Genomic DNA, 19,623 nt, shown 5'->3' on the forward strand with positions numbered 1-19,623 from the left:
TAACATCACTTATTCATATTTTTAGTATAGGTGATATTTAAAATTGTTTTGAAGGTAGAAAATAAACAGCCGATGTTACTTACCATCGGCTGTTAATCTCTTTATTGGTAAAGGTTGATTAGATTAATGTTTATGCGCTGTTTCGTATAACTCAGCATCTACTTCTTCGCCTTTTTCTGGGCGAGGAACAATTTCAAATTTAGCATCGGCATTAGTTAGTGAGTCAGTCAGTTTTTGTAGGACTGATTTGTCACCTTTGATCCCAGCACTTCCGTTTTCTAATAAGGTTGCTAGCGTTACTTGTTGAAGTAGGATTTTAGACACATCAGAACGATTGATTAATAATGTCGCATCAGCTTTCATTTCTTTATCAACTATAATGTTGTTTAAGTTACCGTTAGACATTTCCACAAAATACGTTTCTTTTTCATCAGGAATGACGACATTTAATGTGAACGGTGTGTGCTGAGCTTTGATTGAATCAACGCGTACCGCTAAATAATCAAGTAAGTTTTCAATGGTCATATTTGCAAGTACATCTGGTGATGCGGTTTTAGGAGCACCAGGTAATGTACCTACACGCAATTCTTGAGCGCCTGTAAGATAAATGTTTCTCCAACCTGCGCCTTCTGCTTGATAACCTAATTGCTCATAAGTATCAGCAAGTAATTTACGCGCCTCTACGTTTTTAGGTTCAACTTGAATCACTTTGTTTAGTGCGGTTGCAATAAAACGATATTCGCCTTTTTCAAAATCAGCTTCTGCTTTTTCTAGAATTAACTCACTGCCACCCATGTATTCAACAAATTTTGCTGATTCAGGTTTTACTGGCAGTGGGTTTAAGTTCGCAGGGTTCATGTCAAAGTAACCTAAATACATATTGTAAACAGCACGAGCATTATGAGAATAAGTACCGTGGTAACCATTGGTGTGCCACGTTTTTTGAATACTTTCTGGCATCACTGTGTAAATCTCATCGCCCATGTCTTGTAGAACAACGCCGTTATTTGCTAAGCGGAGTGTTTGATTATGAGTAAAGCCATAAGCATCACGTTGCATTTTTAGGTAATCAGAGATCTCTTCTGTTCCCCAGACTGGCGCTGAGTGAGAGGCAAAAAGGACGTCCGTTGTTGAGCCCCATGTCATTAGCATTTCGTTGATTTTTTTAGACCACTTTAAGCCATCACGAACTTTGGCACCGCGAAGCGTATAAAGGTTGTGCATACCTTGGTACGTTAATTCACCCGTCCATAACGCTTTCATGCTTGGGATGTAAGTCACCATTTCTGACGCCGCTTCTGTACCTGAGGCATCCATAAATTGCATCTCTAAACCATCAATGCTCAGTGTTTCAATTTCTTCTTTATGGTTCAGTTCGTAATCAGGTAGTACATACGTAATCGCGCCTTTAGAAAGCCCTTTTGCTAATGCAGCATCCACAATGCCATGTTCGTGACGGTTAAGTGTTGCGCCGTATTGGTAAGCGGTACGGCGAGACATGGCGTTACCCGCCAAGACATTTTCATCAACGATTTCTTTGGTAATATGCTTAGAGCCGTACACTTTAACATCAGGGAAGGCTTCTTTAATCGCGCGAGATCCACCAAAATGATCGGCATGAGAGTGAGAATAGATCATTGCAACAACAGGTAAGTTACCCCCTTCAGGCACATTTTCTTGGAAGAACTTCAGTGATTGCCCAGCAGATTCTTGGGTTAATAAGACGTCATAAGCGATCCAACCATTATCACTGCGGATAAAAGAGATAGAAGCTAAATCTGTTCCACGAACTTGGTAAATTTTTCCTGGAACGACTTCATAAAGTCCTTCTGCCGCTTGGTTTAATACCGCTTGGCGCCATAATGATGGGTTAACTGAATCTGGTGCGTTATCGGCGTTAGCCACTGATGGGTCAATGAAATTAAAGCTATTACGGATAATGTCACCAGTTTTTTGATCAAATGAAGCGATAAGCCCACGGTTATTATTATCGAATGCTCGTGTATCAGAAAAGTTTAATGTTTTGGCAAACGCTTTGTTTTTTGCAATGGTTGTTTCGCTTGCTGATTTTCCGCCTTGTTTACCTATTTCACTAAAGTGTTCGTGATCGTGTTCAGCTGCAATAGCACCTAAAGGCATTGAAGAGATAATCATAGCCAAAATAGTTTTTTTCATAAATCCACCTGTTTAAATTTATCAGTAAATTACGTTGAATATAAATACGTATGTGAGGTGATGAATTAATGCTTCAGCCTCAGTGTTGAAATCTATATTAGTGATCTCTATATATTTTAAAAATAGAGAAATCTGTATACTTAACATTTATAATATAAATGTATTGATGTGTTCAGTGAATGAGTTAGAGGAGTAAGAAATGCCAAAGCAAAAAGATTTTGATATGAATTTATTACGCGTTTTTGTGTCGGTATGTCAGACTGGTTCGTTTACTAAAGCAGCTGAAGAGTTAGATTTAACTCAATCCTCTGTGAGTAATGCGATTCGTCGATTAAAAAATGCCTTAGGAAATGAATTATTTATTCGTTCTGGTCGGGGAATAGAAGTGACAGCGTATGGTGAGAACCTATTTAAACAGGTTGAACCTGCCGTTATGACATTAGCGAATGCGATTGATGAGGGCGATGTTTTTGATCCCTATTTAACCAAACGTACCTTTGTTATTTACGCATTAGAATCTGTTTTGCCTCAATTGCAAATTAGACTGCGTGAATTATTAAAAAATACGACGATTAAAGTAACGTTAAAAGAGTTACCGAGCAGCGATACTGAAATCATTGATGCATTAATGTTAGAAAGGGTTGATTTGGTATTAGACGTAGTAAAGCCAAGGCAGGCTTCTTTACAAAGCATGATCGTCTCAGAAGATAAAATTTGTTGTATTGCAAGAGTTGGGCATCCAAGAGTTGATGAGTCACTTGATGCGGATATGTTTTTTAAAGAAGAGCATGCTTTTTTGAATATGCGCCGTTTTAAACAAACGATGACCGATTATTTATCTGAAGAAGTATTACCGAATAGAAAAATGGGAAGTGAACATACGTCTATGTTAGGAATGATGGCGTGTATTGCTCAATCGGATTTGATTGGTATTAATTCTGTTCGACTTGTTTCCCAATACCAACATAGCTTTGAATTGCAGAAATTGGTTCCTCCATTTTCTACAAAACCAATTAAAACGCATATGATTTGGCCGACTAAATTTGAGAATAACAAGGCAAACAAATGGCTGCGACAGTTAATTATCGCAGCCGAGAAGAGTTAATTTAAGGAACAAGCCACGCTGTTTTTTTGGATTTAGATAGTAACCAGCTTAAAGCGAGGGCACCAGCGCCACTTAGCACAACCCAAACAGGAATAACCCACATAGGATTATGGCCGTCATACCATTGAAAATTCTTCATTGGCCATAAGAATAATGGATGGAGTAAGTAAATACCTAGGCTGTAGGTACTAATAAAACCAACGACAGTACGGGATTTATCAGACAGTGATTCACCATAATAACGACACACAAAAAATAGCATCCCAGCTGCAGCAACGGTATTAATGGTTTTATACGATAACCATCTTCCAACCGTGTATTCACCCAGTAATACGCTTTGACTTATCACCATGTAAACGGTTGTCGATAATGCAGTTAACCCAATAATAAGCGCTATTATTGTGTTTTTCTGGGTTAGTTCTACTCGTTGATATAATGCATAACCCAGTAATAAGTAACCACTGTATAGCCAGATCTCAGTGCTCCACAACCCCTCAAATTTGGCTAGGAAGAAACAAGTGGTCAGTAACCATATTCCAATGATGGAAAATAATGCCGTATTATCCAGTTTTTGTACCATCACGCGTAAGAAAGGGATAACAATGTAGAGTGGGATAAAATAGTAAAAGAATCCTAAATGATAATAGGTGTATTCAAAAGGAAGATCGATAAGAACACTTTTTGCTGATTCAAAATCATACCCTTGAGCAGCTAACCCTGAAAGCAATGCGTAAAATACAGACCAGAAAAGAAAAGGAACGAGTACTTTACCTAACCGTTTCTTTACATAATAAGGCGCGTTAAACTCCCGTTTATCACTTAACATTAATGCCCCTGTGATCATGATGAATACAGGCACAGCCCAACGACTTAAGCTATTTACCGATACCGCAGTAGCCCATTGATCAAATGGAATGACGTTAAGCTCGTTTCTGTAGGGGGCAAGCACATGAATGGCGACTACTGCCACTGCAGCAATGCATCGTAATAAATCAAAAAAGAAGACTCTTCCCATCGTATTTCCTACTTATTATTTATTTTGGTTAGTTTAGTTGTACTTTAAATAGCGCAATAAAGTGTCTGATTCATGTAAGGACATTGAAATATGTTAACTGCAACGTAAAGTGTTGCGGAAGATGATAAAACAACAAATATAAGCTAAAGTTAAAACAACTTGTTGGTATATTATTAACATATATTATCTGTGTATCAAGGAATAAAGATGAAGGCAGTTCTTGGGGTGTTGTTACCATTATCATTGTTTTCTTCTGCTCTACAAGCAGAGGATGTTAATATTGCACCATATATTGTCGGAGGAAGCTCTGTAAACGTAGCTGAATACCCATTTATGGCTTCGTTAATGTTTGAGTATGAGAGTCAACCAGGGACTATTTATCCTTTTTGTGGCGGTTCAATATTAGATAGTACTCATATTTTAACCGCAGCCCATTGTGTTTATGATGTCGCTTCTTACCGTATTGGAAATATGAAAGTAGCAATAGAAGCGAATGATGGCCAAGGCATGCTGGCAGCACAAAGAGTATCAGTAAAAAATATTTATTATCCGAGTGATTACAATGATGCAACGTTACTTAATGACGTAGCAGTGCTTGAGCTATCTCAGCCTTTATCGACATATACATCATCACATGCTGCCATATTAGGTGATTCGACAGTTGAAGGGCAGGGATATAGAGCTGCTCCAGTGAAAAATTTTAATATTATTGGTTATGGTCGATTAAGTTCAAGTACAGCAAATAGCCAAGTCGATTTTATGCAAGCAACGGTTGAATACGTTGCTCCTAATGTATGCGATATATGGACTAATTTTACCACATCAAATAAACAGGTTTGTACAACGGGTAGTTCTTTTGATGGTAGTAGTTTAGTTACAGCAACATGCCAAGGTGATTCTGGCGGTCCGTTGGTTTGGGATAACAACGGTGTAAAAACACAAATAGGTATTGTAAGTTTTGGTCCTAGTGTTTGTGGTGATGGTTCTCTGGTTGCACAGTCAGTTTTTACTGATGTCAGCCAATATGCAGATTGGATACGTAAAGCGCAAAATGGTGAGATAGCAGCAACAAGAACCGCAACAGATTTAAGTGATAGTTCGGGTGGTTCTTTTGGCTTTGGTAGTTTACTGTCATTGGTTTTGTTTAGCTTATATCGCCGTAAGTTTTCTTAAGTTTTTGTATTAATATCAATAAATAAAAAAGGACAGCTCATTATTGGCTGCCCTTTTTATTTACGTTAAAAAAAATTAAACATATTGTAAAACAAGACTGTTCCATGTTCTTTTTTGTTGCTCAAACTGTAGCTTAATCTGTTTATGTTGGACACGAAGAATGGCGAGTTCATATTGCTTTGATAAGGCATTCTTTTTGTTTTCTATAAGCTGCTTTTTAGAATCATAATACTCAGACATACGTTCAATTAAAGCATCGTATTCCGTTTCTAAATGCTCTTTGATGGCTTGATAATTTTGTAATGTTGCGATTTTATCTTCTGCTTTTTTTCTTAGCATTAACGCTTTTGCCTTTTCAATCTTAGCTTGTGGGCTAACGCGCAACTTATCGGTTAAACCAATCCAAGAACAGCTTTTGATAAACCATTTTGTAGGATCGTATTGCCACCAATAGATGCCATTTCGGTAGTCATTTTCAAAGATATGATGGTAATTATGGTAGCCTTCACCAAAAGTAAAAACTGCTAAAATACCATTATCACGTGCTGTATTTTTTTCTGTGTAGGGCTGAGATCCCCAGATATGAGCAAGTGAATTAATAAAGAAAGTGGTGTGGTGACTTAATACTAAACGTACGGCGCCGACCATTAATAGCATTCCGATAATATCCCCATAAATGACCCCTAGTAATAATGGAATACCAAAGTTCATTAGTAGAGCAAGTAAGACATAATGCTTATGCTGCCACATTACGATTTTGTCTTTCTGTAGATCACGACAGTTTGCATAATCCCCATAAGCTGCTGGTTGATAGTGACGTAGCATCCAACCAATATGAGAAAACCAAAAGCCACGTTTAGCTGAATATGGGTCTTTATCATTATTATCAACATGACGGTGGTGGATTCTATGATCAGACGACCAATGTAGAGCACTGTTCTGCAAAGCGAACGCACCGCCTAAAGCAAAGATAAATCGTAAGACTGGATGGGCGTTATACGCTTTATGTGACCATAAACGATGATAGCCAGCAGTAATTGATAGATTACAAAAACTAAAAGCTAATAGAAGCCATAGCCAATGCTCTCCACCTAAACCGTGGTAGTAGGCATAAATAGGGGTAGCGACAAAAGCAAGCAACAAACTTGATGTAAAGACAAATACATTTAACCAAATAATTGGTGGTTTAGATCCTTGGGTCATAATAAAGATTCCATTTAAGCGTACAGTTGTGCGCTAGAATAATTTGTGTAGTTCTTTTAGTCAAGAAGAGTAAGGGAAGAATATGTAACAAATGTGATGAGGTAATCTCAATTTTATTAATGATTCATTGCTTAAACAAATAAATAAGACGGAGACGGCAATAGCAACCCCTAATCACTCTCTTTTTATTCTTACTTGTAAGCTACTTTTTGACGTTATAAATAGAGCATCGAGTTAGTGGAATAGGTATTACTTTGAAGTGAAGTTAAAGAAGGTATAATTTGACGCTATCAAATAGTGCAGAAGAAAATCAGAATGAAAATTACTTTTTCAGAAGGCGATATCATCGCAACTCAATATGAGGTTGTTGTTCGCTTAAAAAATAGTTCAAGAACTACTATGCAGGCAGAAGTTGATGCGTTGACTTTAATTGGTGGGGCAAATGTGATCAGTGCCGTTGGCAGTGGTATGAAATGGTCGCTTAAATTAGATGATGAAATCCAATTAAAGCAACTATCTCAAGAAATAGGTATCGCTATCGAATTTTATTGATCGCATATTAATATGGATAGCTAATCAGGTAAAACAATTCGGTTTCTGCCTTGTTGTTTTGCTTGATACATATTGTTGTCGGCAGATTGGATTAGATGTTCAACATTACAATGTTCAGGTGAACATTTACTGATACCAATACTGGCCGTGACACTGTGTTTTTTTCCTGAAAACTCATAATACTCTTGTTCACAATTATTAAGAATGGTTTGTGCAATAATATTTGCCTCTTCTATATTTAGTTTTGGAAGGAATATTATAAATTCTTCTCCTCCCCATCGAGCAATTAATCCTGAATCTCCGACAGCCTCTTTGCATTGCTGTGAAAAGCGTTTAATTACTTCATCTCCCGCACTATGACCGAAATGGTCGTTAATATATTTAAAGTGATCAATATCAATCAATAAACACACTTCAGAAGGGCATGATGCCGGCTCTCTCTCTTTATGTAGCTTTTCAATAATGGCCCGTCGATTTAAAAGACCAGTTAAGTCATCATAAGACGCTTGATATTGAATTTTCTGTTCTAAATGATATTTATCAGTCGCATCTATAATTGAACTTTGAACGGCCAATTCCCCATCCCAACTGATGACGCTTTCAAAAAGTTGGAAATAACGTTGTTCACCATCAAAAGTGATATTCTCTACTATTGAGTTTGTTGCTTTAACTTCCCCTGAAATTAATTGCTGGTAGCGAGCTTTAGCATTCTCTCTGTTGTACTCAGGAACAACGCATAAAAATGAATCTAATGACATAACGTCATCAACTGATTTTGCTTTAATTATTTTAGCAAAAGAGGGATTTACCATTAAAGGTTTGAAATTTCTATGGACAACAATGCCTTGTAATGAATTCCAGATAAGATCTTTATAGCGTTGTTCTTGTTCGAAAATTTGTTTATTGGCACGATCGATCTGCGACATATCTATCACAGTAATTTGAAGGGCTGGCTCACCTTCCCAATTAATTACGTGGTCGACGGTAAGTACAGAGAAAAGTTGACCATGCTTATTTTGGTTAACATAAGAACGAACTTTAGGTTGCTCTTTGCCTTTCATTACAGCGTTATAAGCATCTAATGCAGAATTATGAAATTTAGGTTCGATAATTTCAAATAATGAACTGAGGTTCATGACTTCTTCTGTCGATTGAAAACCAAACATCTGTGCGTATTTTTCATCTACGTAAAGAGGAGTAAAATTGCGATGTATGACCACACCATAAGTTGAGTCGATGTGAACTTTGTCCATTACGTATCCTAGCTTATAAACCATAAGTTCATGTTATCTTTTTGCTAGAAACAAATAAACCAATGTCATAGAAATAGAGAGACTGAATCCAAAATAAGAAGAAAAAGTTTAAAACTTAAGAGCTATCTCGGGTTTGAAAAGTGAAATAATGAAAGAGGAGAATACTCGAAAGTTGGATACATATTACCTTGATTTCTTTATTTAACAGAAAAAATCCTATATTCGCCAGACACAAAAAAGCCTCGTCATTTCTGACAAGGCTTCGTTGTATTGGCGGAGCGGACGGGACTCGAACCCGCGACCCCCGGCGTGACAGGCCGGTATTCTAACCAACTGAACTACCGCTCCAATTTTTAAAACTCAGACTCTATCTGAATTTTGAAAAGTGGTGGAGGGATAGGGATTTGAACCCTAGAACCGCTATTAACGGTTGCCGGTTTTCAAGACCGGTGCTTTCGACCACTCAGCCATCCCTCCAGTGCGGTGAATAATAGTCAGCTTTGATTTTTATGTAAAGGACTTTTTGAAAAAAAACGAGTAACCGATTAAAAAATAAACATTATTCTGCGTTTTTCTCAACATCGACTAGATAATCGCCTTCTAACCAGTTACGGCCAATCAATAATTTATAATCTAATTTACTGCGGTCACGAAGGTTTACTGCGATTTTCTTCTCTTTACCATCGAATTCTAAATGCATTCGTACAGCATAGCGGCGTTCAACCCCTTGAGCGTTACGAATTTTACTAACTCTAATAATGCGGCCTGTGTGTTCAGAAGCATCACCATTTTCATTATAAGTGGTAAATTTTATTGTATCACCAAGGTGATCTCGCATATTGTCGCTTTCTTCGTCGGTTCCAACGATTTTGATATTCGTTGCATGGATTGACGTTGTTGCTGCACCTGTATCAATACGGGCTTGGTAATTAGAATTAAGTTCTTTGATATGAATTGTTTCTATTTGACCTACGATTGTTTTATTTGAGCATGTTTCATCAGCAAAGCTTGATGTCGAAATTAATAATAAACATAAGGAAATAAAGAATTTTTTCATGGGAACCTTTAATTTTAAATACAAAAATAGAGTGCGAATAAAGAATAGACGCTTTAATGCTCTGTGAGTTCAGTTATATGTAAAACATAGGACAATTTTTTGTAAATATCTAATTATGAATTGAGTAGTATTAGATACAACGGCGATACTCTGAATGATTATCGCCGTTGTGTGTTTTATACGTTTTGAGAACGATTCTTCATAACTGAACCGATAATAGCTAATGAAATAATGCCAATGATCGTTAGTAATGAGATAACCGTAGGGACTTCATAAGCAGTGCCCACCAAGAACATTTTAATACCGATGAAACTTAGTATAAATGCCAGTGCTGGTTGTAAGTAACAGAACTTATCTAGCATGCCTTGAAGAACAAAATATAAAGAACGTAAACCTAATAGTGCAAATACATTAGCTGCAAATACCAAGAATGGTTCTTGAGTTATTGCAAATATTGCAGGAATTGAATCTAACGCAAACATAATGTCGGTAAACATAATAACAATAACAACTAATAGTAGTGGCGTTGCAATTCGTTTTCCGTTTACTTTTGTAAGTAGCTTATGACCATCGTATTTGTCATCAAATGGAATGTATTTCTTTGCAAATATAACTAATTTGGATGATGAGAAATCGCTGGTTTCTTCTGTGTTGGCAAACCATAATTTCACGCCAGTAATAATTAAGAATACGGCAAAGATATATAGAATCCAATGATATTCAGCAAGTAATCCAGCGCCTACAAAAATCATAACAGCACGTAATGCAAGTGCGCCAATGATGCCCCACAATAGAATTCGTGGTCTGCTTGATTCAGGAACAGCAAATTGACTAAATATTAATGCAAAGACAAATAAATTATCTACGCTCAGCATTTTTTCGAGTAAATACCCAGTAATGAAGGCGATACTTGCGTCTTTAGGTGAGTAGGTGCTATCAGGTGCCATTAACGGCCAATAAACATAGAGAGCCGCACAAAAAATAAAGGCAAGAACAAACCAGAATAAAGACCAAAGCAATGCTTTTTTCAAGCTAGGGGCTTCTTTTCTTGTTTGAAACATATCTAAAGCAAATAGAGCGAGAACAACGAAACTAAAAAGTTCCCAAGTTAACGGTGACATAATTATTCCTTACAAGTAGGCGAAAGGAATACTGACAATATTAAGAGAGTATTAACCTTCCACCATAAACAAAATACATTAATGTTATGGTTTTTGGTCTTGTCAAAGTGATTGGCATTCTCTTGCCCACTTACAGATACCGGAAGCCGAAGCTTCGGGATGACGATATCTGAACAAAGTTAAGTATTAAACCTTGTGACTACTCCCCAAGATCTGGATATTAATCCTCATTTTTGATTTTTACAAACAAAAACTATCGCAATGAAAGTAATTTATAAATCAAAGACATTAGGCGTGAATATTTTTAACATAAGTCACAAAAATTTTTCTCATGTTTTTACCTTTTGCGTCGATAATAGAGGTGATATCAAAAAATAGAATAAATGGTGTAAAATGAATTGGATTCAAATTGCTGTCGGTGGACTAGTCACCTTGCTCGTACTAGTGTGTATTAACTTCTTTTTTGCAAACAGTAAGCAAAAGAAGCATGAAAAACAAAAAGAAAGAGAGGCGAGTTCTTATCGTAGAGCTTTAGCTGAAGCTCGTGCTGCTGAGCGTCAAGAGCGTGTATACAAAGCACAAACAGGCCATATATCAACTCAATTATTTTTAGCTAAAGAAGCTGAAATGAGCAACTTTGAAGAAGCTCTGCATTGGTATGAAATGGCGGCAAAATTAGATAATAATATAGCAATGCGTTCTGTGATCCGATTATGTGATAGTCGTCGTGAAAATTCTGAATTAAAAGAAAAGTCTATTTTTTGGGGTAAGGTGGTTGCTGCGCAAGAAGGTGGGCCAGAAGAAAAGTTAGCGTTAGGCATTGCATTTTTACAGGGTAATGGTGTTGACGTTAATATCGATAAAGGGATTAACTTAATTAATGAAGCTGCTGAGTTAGATTATATACCGGCACAGTTATTTATTGCAGATTGGTATGTGGCAGAATCAAACCCTCAACCGAATGCGAAGTTGGCAGCTGAATGGAATTTACGAGCAGCAATGCTTGATAATATTGAAGCTCAAATTCGTATTGGTAAACAATATGCAGAGGGTCGAGGTGTTCAAGTTGATTCAAAAAAAGCAACTTATTGGTTGGAGTTAGCAGCAGAAGCGGGTGATGCCAAAGCTCAATATTTTGCTGGTGAGATGGGTGCAGATACCAACGAAAAAGGGAATTCGATTTCTTATATCTGGTTATGGTTAGCAGCAAAGAATGGAATTGAAGCTGCGATATCACGACGAGATCATGTTGGTCACCTTGTTGGGGTTGATGCCGTTATTGGTTTACAGAGTATGGCAAAACCACTTCATGAGAAAATGGCTAAAGGTAAATTGAAAAAGCATGCCATTATCAAATCATTGGATAAACTGTATCAGCGTGAAAGTTATTTTCCTGATAGTAATGAATTTGTCGTCGGTGGAGAAATTGCCAATCAATCGAATGATGAACAAAAAGAAACGAGTTCACAGAAAGAAGATGTGGACATTAAGGTAGTAGATAAAGCAGAAAAGAAAGAAAGCATGAATTTTAGTCAAACTAAGATGGATGGCGCTGCAAAATTCTAATCGAAGTATGATGTTTTCCCATATAAAAAAGGAGCACTTTATTGTGCTCCTTTTTTTATGAGTCTCTAATTAGAGTCAATTATATTCAAAAAGAATAGGACAGTGGTCTGTCAGTTGATATTTTTTAACGTCATCTTGCTCAAACGATTGCTGAGTGACATTGAAACGGCTCTCAGACATATTAGTGACACCATGATCAATTAAACGAGTAAAAGTCGTATATTTTGGCCAACCTCGCTTCCATTGTTTAACAGTACAACTTCCTTTTGTCCCTTCTGTTAATAGATAAGGTGTTTCTGCTGTTTGATTGTCGATATTTTTCCATAACCAGCTTCTTGGGTGAGCAAGGGTATGGTTAAAGTCTCCTAATATGAGATATGCATCGTTATTCTTTTCTCGTTCGTTTATCCAATCGGTTAATTCTTTGGTTTGTAGTTCTAATGTTGAACAAGCATAACTCTTTTTCTTTTGTCCAAGACAACCCGATTTTAAATGTACAGAAAGAAGATGGACAGGCTGTTTCTCAATGGTCGCAATCACGTAGGTTGCATAACGTAATTTACTGCTTTTTTTCTTAGGTAAAAGAGAAAAATCTCTAGGGTCCGAGACTGAAATTGACCTGTGAATAGCGAATCCTGTGTATTGGTTTATATCACCAAACTGCTTTTTTGAGTTAGAAGAGCGATCTGATAGGAAGATATGGTACTCGTTACCAACCACTTTTTTTATAGCTTCTAAAGAGTCTACTTCTTGAAAAGCTAAAATCTGACTATTAGATTGAACAAAGTAATTATTGAGTTGTTCAAAATCTTGCTCATGTCTTTCCGAGGAAGAAAACTTTTCAACAGGATTGAGTGTTAACCATTCCATATTCCATGTCGATAATGTGATCGCGTTACTAGTAAATGAACTGAAAATGAGTATGCAAAAGCTAAGTAAGTGAGTAATTCGTTGATTCATAAGTCCTCCTGAAATCGCAAGCAGTTTAATTAAAAAATCCATATATAGCACACAAAAAAATGTTTCATTTTCATACATTGCAACGAAAGTGAGAACAATCTAAAAGCAGTGGTGAAACTAGAATCACCCTCAGATTTATCTTGATCTAGATCAAAGTATTTTCTTCTCAGATCGAGCTTAATACACCACATCTTGTGTTAGCGAGTCTAATACCCCCACTATTTAGTATTTGGAGCCACTGTGAATATAACTGTAATCAAACGAGATGGAAGTCGTGCAGCCTATAAGAATTCTCGTATTATTGACGCTGTAAAAGGTGCATCAGAGCAGGTAACACCTGAGATCGAGAGTTATGCACAATTAGTGGCTCACGCTGTTGAGATTGCTCTACAGGGACAAAATGAAGTGGGTATCCGCCAGATCCAAGATTTGGTTGAAAATGAATTAATGCAAGGGCCACATAAAGTGTTGGCTCGTGCATATATAGAGTACCGTCATGATCGTGATATCGCTCGTGAAAAAATCAGTGTGCTTAATAAAGAAATTAGTGGCCTAATTGAACAAAGCAACGCTGAATTATTGAATGAAAACGCCAATAAAGACGGTAAAGTTATTCCAACACAACGTGATTTATTAGCGGGTATTGTTGCCAAGCACTACGCAACACGCCATATTTTACCTCGTGATATTGTACAAGCGCATGAACGTGGTGAGATTCATTACCATGATTTAGATTACGCACCGTTCTTCCCAATGTTCAACTGTATGCTGATCGACTTAAAAGGCATGTTAACAGGTGGCTTTAAAATGGGTAATGCCGAAATCGATACTCCAAAATCGATTGCGACAGCAACAGCGGTAACTGCACAAATTATTGCACAAGTAGCAAGCCATATTTACGGTGGCACAACTATCAACCGCATTGATGAAATTCTTGCGCCATATGTAACAGTTAGTTATGAAAAAGCGAAGAAATTGGCTGAGAAGTGGAACATTGCGGATGCAGAAGCGTTTGCTCAAGCACAAACAGAAAAAGAATGTTATGACGCATTCCAATCTCTTGAGTATGAAGTAAATACACTGCATACAGCTAACGGACAAACGCCATTTGTAACGTTTGGTTTTGGTTTAGGTACAAGTTGGGAATCAAAATTAATTCAACGTTCTATATTAGCAAACCGTATTGCTGGTTTAGGTAAAAACCGTAAAACTGCGGTATTCCCTAAATTAGTTTTCGCTATTCGTGATGGTTTAAATCATAAGAAATCAGATCCTCATTACGATATTAAAGAACTTGCGCTTGAGTGTGCATCAAAACGTATGTATCCAGATATCCTTAACTATGACAAAGTAGTTGAAGTGACTGGTTCATTTAAAACGCCAATGGGTTGTCGTAGTTTCTTAGACGTTTATGAAGAAAATGGTGAACAAATTCATGATGGTCGTAACAACATTGGAGTTATCAGCTTAAACCTTCCTCGTGTAGCGATTGAAGCAAAAGGTGATGTTACTGCATTCTATAAATTGCTTGATGATCGTCTACTTCTTTGTCGTCGTGCATTAGAAACACGTATTTCTCGCTTAGAAGGTGTGAAAGCTCGTGTCGCACCTATCCTTTATATGGAAGGTGCATGTGGTGTTCGCTTGAATCCAGATGACGACATTATCAACATCTTTAAAAATGGCCGAGCTTCAGTATCACTGGGTTACATTGGTGTACATGAAACGATTGAAGCACTGTTCGGTAGCGATGATCATTTATATGACAATGCTGAGCTTCAAGTAAAAGCATTAGAAATCATTCAATACCTAAAAGATGCAGTAGAAGTATGGACAAAAGAAACGGGCTTTGGCTTTAGTCTTTATGGCACGCCAAGTGAAAACTTATGCTCACGTTTCTGTAAATTAGATAACACGCAATTTGGTGTGATTAATAAAGTGACAGATAAAGGCTACTACACCAATAGTTTCCATTTAGACGTTCAAAAAACAGTAAACCCATACGATAAGATCGATTTTGAAATGCCATATCCAGAGATCTCAAGTGGTGGTTTCATTTGTTATGGTGAATTTCCTAACATGCAACGTAACATTGAAGCGTTAGAAAATGTATGGGATTACAGCTACAGCCGTGTGCCTTATTACGGAACTAACACACCGATTGATGAGTGTTATGAATGTGGTTATAACGGTGAGTTTGAATGTACGAGTAAAGGTTTTACTTGTCCTAAATGTGGTAATCATGACTCAACTAAAGTATCAGTAACACGTCGTGTGTGTGGTTATTTAGGCAGCCCTGATGCGCGTCCATTTAACTTTGGTAAACAAGAAGAAGTTCAACGTCGAGTGAAACATTTATAATGAATTATCACGTATATCATTCAATTGATGTGATTAACGGACCGGGTACACGCTGTACCCTGTTTGTTTCTGGTTGTGAGCACAACTGCAAAGGGTGCTACAATAAATCAACATTGAATCCAAATTCCGGCCATGCATTCTGTCAGCAATTAGAAGATAAGATCATTGCTGATTTGAATGATACACGCATTCATCGTAGAGGATTGTCGCTGTCTGGTGGCGATCCCCTTCATCCAGTAAATTGTGAAGCGGTACTTAAGTTAGTGAAACGAGTTAACTCTGAATGTGAGAATAAAGACATTTGGATGTGGACAGGCTATAAATTAAGTGAATTAAATCCAACGCAGCAAGAGATCGTCGCTTTGATTGATACATTAATCGACGGACGATTTGAGCAAGATAAAGCGGATCCGTCATTAGATTGGCGTGGTTCGAGTAATCAAATTATTCATACAATTAATATATTGTAAGATAAATGTGAAAAACTAAGTAATAAACAGTGATATTTTCCTATCTGAATGGTAATTTAAATACATTACAGATCATAAGGATATGAAAATATGCTGCAAAATATAGCGACTCCTGCTAAAGATCCCATTCTTTCTCTTTCTATTGAATACCGTGCTGACGATCGTGCTAACAAAGTGGATCTCGGCATTGGTGTTTACCGTAATGACGAAGGTCAAACTCCAATAATGCAAGCGGTTAGTGATTCAGCAAAAGCGATTGCTGCTGAGCAAACTACAAAAGCGTATGTTGGCCTTGCTGGTTGTGAAGTGTTTAACCAAAGCATGGTTGATCTTCTTTTGCGTGATACCTCAGCGTATGAGCGTGTTTCTGCAATTCAAACACCAGGAGCAAGTGGTGCGTTACGGATGATTGCCGATTTGATTAAATCGACAGAACCAGGTGCGACGGTTTGGCTAAGTAATCCAAGTTATATTAACCACCAACCAGTAATGGAAGCGGCTGGCTTAAAAGTTAAGCATTACACTTATTTTAATCCTGCAACTAAACACGTTGATAGTGAAGCTATGATGGCAGATCTAGCGAAAGCGGGCCCTAAAGATATTATCTTATTGCATGGTTGCTGTCATAACCCAACAGGCGCGGATATTCGTCTTGCTGATTGGATTGCGATTACTGAACTGGCACTAAAAAATGGTTTTATTCCTTTTGTTGATATTGCCTACCAAGGATTTGGCGATGGTTTAGAAGCGGATGCTGCAGGTCTTCGCTTTATGGCGGATCGTGTACCTCAAATGTTTATTGCAACGTCATGTTCTAAAAACTTTGGTTTGTACCGTGAACGGACTGGTGCAGCAATGGTTATTGCAACCAATATTGAGATTGCGATGAACGCGAAAGCGAAATTATTGCAAATGGCACGAGCGACTTACACCATGCCACCAGATCACGGTGCTGCAATTGTAGGGCGTATTTTAAATGATGAAGCATTAACGCTATCGTGGCGAATTGAGCTAGATACGATGCAAAAGCGTTTACTTGGTTTACGAACTAATCTTTGCGCTGCATTACGAGATGAAACGCAATCAACTCAGTTTGATTTTATTGAACAACACAAAGGTATGTTCTCTGTCATTGGCTTCAATAACGAGCAAATGTTGGCGTTAAAATCTGACCATGGAATTTATGCTGTAGGGGATGGTCGTATTAATATTGCAGGAATGCAAGAGCAGCATATTGATTATATTGCTAAATCTGTTGCCTCTGTTGCAAATAAGTAACAGATTTTTTGAGATTTATTACTATAATAGAATTAACGATTACAGATAAGACAGTAAAGGAAAACGCATGAAGATAACAAAAAAATGGTCAACGTTACTTTTACCTATTTTGCTTGCGGGTTGTATGTCAACCACCGCAACAACTCCAACGGACACAGCAACAACGGATAAACCGGCTGTTGAGCAACCAGTAACTCCGGAAACAAAGCCTGAAGTAAAACCAGAGCAAAAGCCACAAGTTGATCCTAAACCACCCGTAGCGAAAAATCTAAAAACTGCAGATGGTAAGTTGATTTTAGGCGAAGAAGAGTGGATGTACATTAAGGCGATTAATCATAACGCCAAAGCTCGTATTGATACTGGAGCAACAACGTCATCAATTTCTGCAATTGATATTGAAATGTTTGAGCGCGATGGAAAAGATTGGGTTAAGTTTAAACTGGCTCATAACGATAAAGAAACCAAGGAATTTGAATCTCCAGTAGCTCGTATTGTTACGATTCGTCAGTCAAGTACAGAGAAACGTACTGATCGTCCAGTAATCGAAGCATGGGTACAAATTGGTGATTTAAAAACGAAGACAGAATTTACTCTTAATGATCGTACACACATGACATATCCAGTTTTGCTAGGTCGAACTTTCTTCCGTGATGTTGCTGTTGTTGATGTAAGTAAAAAATACATTCAACCAAAAGTGAAATTAGCAAAATAACGTAAATAAATTATTTTGAAATAAAAACGCCCAAATATCATATTTGGGCGTTTTCGTTTGTGAATTTATATTATCAGAATAACTTATAATTAGAGGCGTTTTGTTGTTCTCTAAGGGCTTGAAGTAGGGCTATTTGCTTATAGATAACATAATATCGGCTAATGTTGGTCACGTAATGGACGGGCTCTTTACTGACGTATTTTCGAGCCATAATCTCAACATTATTAAACCAAACATTAGGGTCATAACCGTGTTTTACTGCCATTCTACGCATTTTCCTTACGTTTGCAGGCCCTGCATTATAAGCCGCTAATGAGAAGTACATTTGGTTTTCTTTTGTTATTTCTGGTTTCTGGAAATAACGCTTATGAACAAAATTCATGTACTTCACACCAGCATGAATATTGTGTTCTAATTGTCTGAAATTCTTAATGTTGATGTAAGGCTCTTTTGCTGTCTTTGGTAATACTTGCATAATACCAACAGCGCCCATGTGAGAAACTAACCGATTATTGAACCTAGATTCTTGATACGCTTGTGCTGAAATCATCAACCAATCAAATTCATATTGATCAGCATATTGTTCAAATAAGAGAGCGAGACTATTAAATTGTTTTACCGTGTTTGGGTTGAGCGCATTTTTCAGCCATTTAGTATTATCCAGATATTTATTGTAGATAACATTACCTAAAAACGATCCTTGCTTTATTTTATTCGCGTATTGATTCACTTCCGATTTTAACTGGGGGCTGTTTTTTCTCATTGCCCAACCGATACTGGCGTCAGTACGAATGGGAAGTTCTTCATGAATAACGATATTATCCATTATTTTTGTCCACAGTTGAGATTTATGGCTATCAATGACTGTTATAGGGAGAATGTCTTGATTTATCATCTCCATTAGCTCGTAATCTTGTAGGTTTTCTTCAATAAATTGAACATGAATAGGAGGAACGCCATTAGCAGATAGCTGCTTGTTAATTTGTTGCAAACTTTCAAAGTAGCTCGAGCTGGCTCTTACCCAAACTTCCTTCCCTGATAGCTCTTCGTACGAAGTAATTGTTGGTGTTTTTTTTGATGTCACCAGCCATTCTTGGCTGTTACTAATGATAGGATCACTGAAATCAACATATTTTAATCGTTGAGGGGTAATGGTTAAATTAGCAACTGCAATATCACCAAAGCCTGCTTCAAGAGCATTAAGAAGGTCATCTCTTGGTACGGGGATCACTTGAACATTCACATTTATTTTTTTCTTGTGTAAATGTAATTCAAAATGATGAATAAACTCGGCAATAATCCCTTTGGGTTGTCCTTTTTCTATATAGTAAAAACCGAGATCAGCAGAAACAAGAACACGCACGGTTCCTTTTTTCTTTAGGCTATCAAGATCTCCAGTATAAGGGACTTGTGCCAATGGAGAGAGTTCCAAAGCAAATACTATGCTAGGGAAGAAGAAGAATAACAAAATATATTTATGTAAAAACATCATGTCGCAACATCCTTTTTAACAACATTATAACAAGTTAGAGTTAAAAGAAGACGAAATCAAGTTCTTTTATATAGATTGGTTTAATTCTCATTAATAAAACAAAAAGCCAGTACATTCATTATAAATGCAC

General features: G+C 37.2%; 16 protein-coding genes and 2 tRNA genes. 8 read left to right on the forward strand and 10 right to left on the reverse strand.

Annotated elements, in window-relative coordinates:
- Positions 1 to 123: 123 nt before the first annotated feature.
- Positions 124 to 2,175: an alkyl/aryl-sulfatase gene (locus tag BTO23_RS13355; protein WP_061036518.1), complete on the reverse strand. Its 2,052-nt coding sequence runs from the start codon at positions 2,173 to 2,175 to the stop codon at positions 124 to 126.
- A gap of 199 nt (positions 2,176 to 2,374) precedes the next feature.
- On the opposite strand from BTO23_RS13355, the gene BTO23_RS13360 reads away from it, so the two are divergent.
- On the forward strand, positions 2,375 to 3,280 hold the full coding sequence (locus BTO23_RS13360; RefSeq protein WP_060992230.1) for a LysR family transcriptional regulator: 906 nt from the start codon (positions 2,375 to 2,377) through the stop codon (positions 3,278 to 3,280).
- Position 3,281: 1 nt separating this feature from the next.
- Here BTO23_RS13360 and BTO23_RS13365 read toward each other — a convergent pair whose 3' ends face one another.
- The gene (locus BTO23_RS13365) at positions 3,282 to 4,295 is read right to left on the reverse strand and encodes an acyltransferase (RefSeq protein WP_105063762.1); all 1,014 of its coding nucleotides are present in this window, start codon (positions 4,293 to 4,295) and stop codon (positions 3,282 to 3,284) included.
- 207 nt (positions 4,296 to 4,502) lie between these two features.
- On the opposite strand from BTO23_RS13365, the gene BTO23_RS13370 reads away from it, so the two are divergent.
- On the forward strand, positions 4,503 to 5,468 hold the full coding sequence (locus BTO23_RS13370; protein WP_105063763.1) for a S1 family peptidase: 966 nt from the start codon (positions 4,503 to 4,505) through the stop codon (positions 5,466 to 5,468).
- A 75-nt stretch (positions 5,469 to 5,543) separates the two neighbouring features.
- On the opposite strand, the gene BTO23_RS13375 is transcribed toward BTO23_RS13370, so the two are convergent.
- Complete coding sequence (locus BTO23_RS13375) at positions 5,544 to 6,671, reverse strand: acyl-CoA desaturase (RefSeq protein WP_105063764.1); 1,128 nt, start codon at positions 6,669 to 6,671, stop codon at positions 5,544 to 5,546.
- Positions 6,672 to 6,986: 315 nt separating this feature from the next.
- Between BTO23_RS13375 and BTO23_RS13380 the strand changes: the two genes are divergently transcribed.
- Positions 6,987 to 7,223: a DUF3389 domain-containing protein gene (locus tag BTO23_RS13380; RefSeq protein WP_061011909.1), complete on the forward strand. Its 237-nt coding sequence runs from the start codon at positions 6,987 to 6,989 to the stop codon at positions 7,221 to 7,223.
- A gap of 20 nt (positions 7,224 to 7,243) precedes the next feature.
- On the opposite strand, the gene BTO23_RS13385 is transcribed toward BTO23_RS13380, so the two are convergent.
- The 5 genes from BTO23_RS13385 to BTO23_RS13405 form a co-directional block, all read right to left on the reverse strand.
- Entirely contained in the window at positions 7,244 to 8,476 is a 1,233-nt protein-coding gene (locus BTO23_RS13385; RefSeq protein WP_061011907.1) for a sensor domain-containing diguanylate cyclase, read from the reverse strand.
- Between the two features lie 271 nt (positions 8,477 to 8,747).
- Positions 8,748 to 8,824 (reverse strand) — tRNA-Asp (locus BTO23_RS13390).
- A 38-nt stretch (positions 8,825 to 8,862) separates the two neighbouring features.
- Positions 8,863 to 8,953, reverse strand: a tRNA-Ser gene (locus BTO23_RS13395).
- Between the two features lie 82 nt (positions 8,954 to 9,035).
- Positions 9,036 to 9,533: an ATP-dependent zinc protease family protein gene (locus tag BTO23_RS13400; RefSeq protein ID WP_060992236.1), complete on the reverse strand. Its 498-nt coding sequence runs from the start codon at positions 9,531 to 9,533 to the stop codon at positions 9,036 to 9,038.
- 176 nt (positions 9,534 to 9,709) lie between these two features.
- On the reverse strand, positions 9,710 to 10,654 hold the full coding sequence (locus BTO23_RS13405) for a TerC/Alx family metal homeostasis membrane protein (protein WP_060992237.1): 945 nt from the start codon (positions 10,652 to 10,654) through the stop codon (positions 9,710 to 9,712).
- A gap of 393 nt (positions 10,655 to 11,047) precedes the next feature.
- On the opposite strand from BTO23_RS13405, the gene BTO23_RS13410 reads away from it, so the two are divergent.
- Positions 11,048 to 12,220 (forward strand): tetratricopeptide repeat protein, encoded by a 1,173-nt coding sequence (locus BTO23_RS13410; RefSeq protein ID WP_060992238.1) that lies wholly within the window; start codon positions 11,048 to 11,050, stop codon positions 12,218 to 12,220.
- A 75-nt stretch (positions 12,221 to 12,295) separates the two neighbouring features.
- On the opposite strand, the gene BTO23_RS13415 is transcribed toward BTO23_RS13410, so the two are convergent.
- Entirely contained in the window at positions 12,296 to 13,180 is an 885-nt protein-coding gene (locus tag BTO23_RS13415) for an exonuclease/endonuclease/phosphatase family protein (RefSeq protein ID WP_245922110.1), read from the reverse strand.
- A gap of 240 nt (positions 13,181 to 13,420) precedes the next feature.
- On the opposite strand from BTO23_RS13415, the gene nrdD reads away from it, so the two are divergent.
- The 4 genes from nrdD to BTO23_RS13435 all read left to right on the forward strand — a co-directional run bounded on the left by nrdD (position 13,421) and on the right by BTO23_RS13435 (position 18,001).
- Positions 13,421 to 15,541, forward strand: coding sequence for an anaerobic ribonucleoside-triphosphate reductase (gene nrdD, locus BTO23_RS13420; RefSeq protein ID WP_060992240.1), 2,121 nt, complete (start codon positions 13,421 to 13,423; stop codon positions 15,539 to 15,541).
- Positions 15,541 to 16,011, forward strand: a complete 471-nt coding sequence (gene nrdG / locus BTO23_RS13425; RefSeq protein ID WP_060992241.1) for an anaerobic ribonucleoside-triphosphate reductase-activating protein — start codon at positions 15,541 to 15,543, stop codon at positions 16,009 to 16,011. The genes nrdD and nrdG overlap by 1 nt, the downstream gene beginning before the upstream one ends.
- Positions 16,012 to 16,101: 90 nt before the next feature.
- Positions 16,102 to 17,289 carry an amino acid aminotransferase gene (locus tag BTO23_RS13430; protein ID WP_105063765.1) on the forward strand — a complete coding sequence of 396 codons (1,188 nt, stop codon included), beginning with the start codon at positions 16,102 to 16,104 and terminating at the stop codon, positions 17,287 to 17,289.
- Positions 17,290 to 17,356: 67 nt separating this feature from the next.
- Positions 17,357 to 18,001 (forward strand): ATP-dependent zinc protease family protein, encoded by a 645-nt coding sequence (locus tag BTO23_RS13435; RefSeq protein ID WP_060992243.1) that lies wholly within the window; start codon positions 17,357 to 17,359, stop codon positions 17,999 to 18,001.
- Positions 18,002 to 18,074: 73 nt separating this feature from the next.
- On the opposite strand, the gene BTO23_RS13440 is transcribed toward BTO23_RS13435, so the two are convergent.
- Positions 18,075 to 19,493: an MltF family protein gene (locus BTO23_RS13440; protein WP_105063766.1), complete on the reverse strand. Its 1,419-nt coding sequence runs from the start codon at positions 19,491 to 19,493 to the stop codon at positions 18,075 to 18,077.
- Positions 19,494 to 19,623 lie beyond the last annotated feature (130 nt).

The organism is Aliivibrio sifiae (assembly GCF_002954715.1).
Taxonomy (GTDB): domain Bacteria; phylum Pseudomonadota; class Gammaproteobacteria; order Enterobacterales; family Vibrionaceae; genus Aliivibrio; species Aliivibrio sifiae.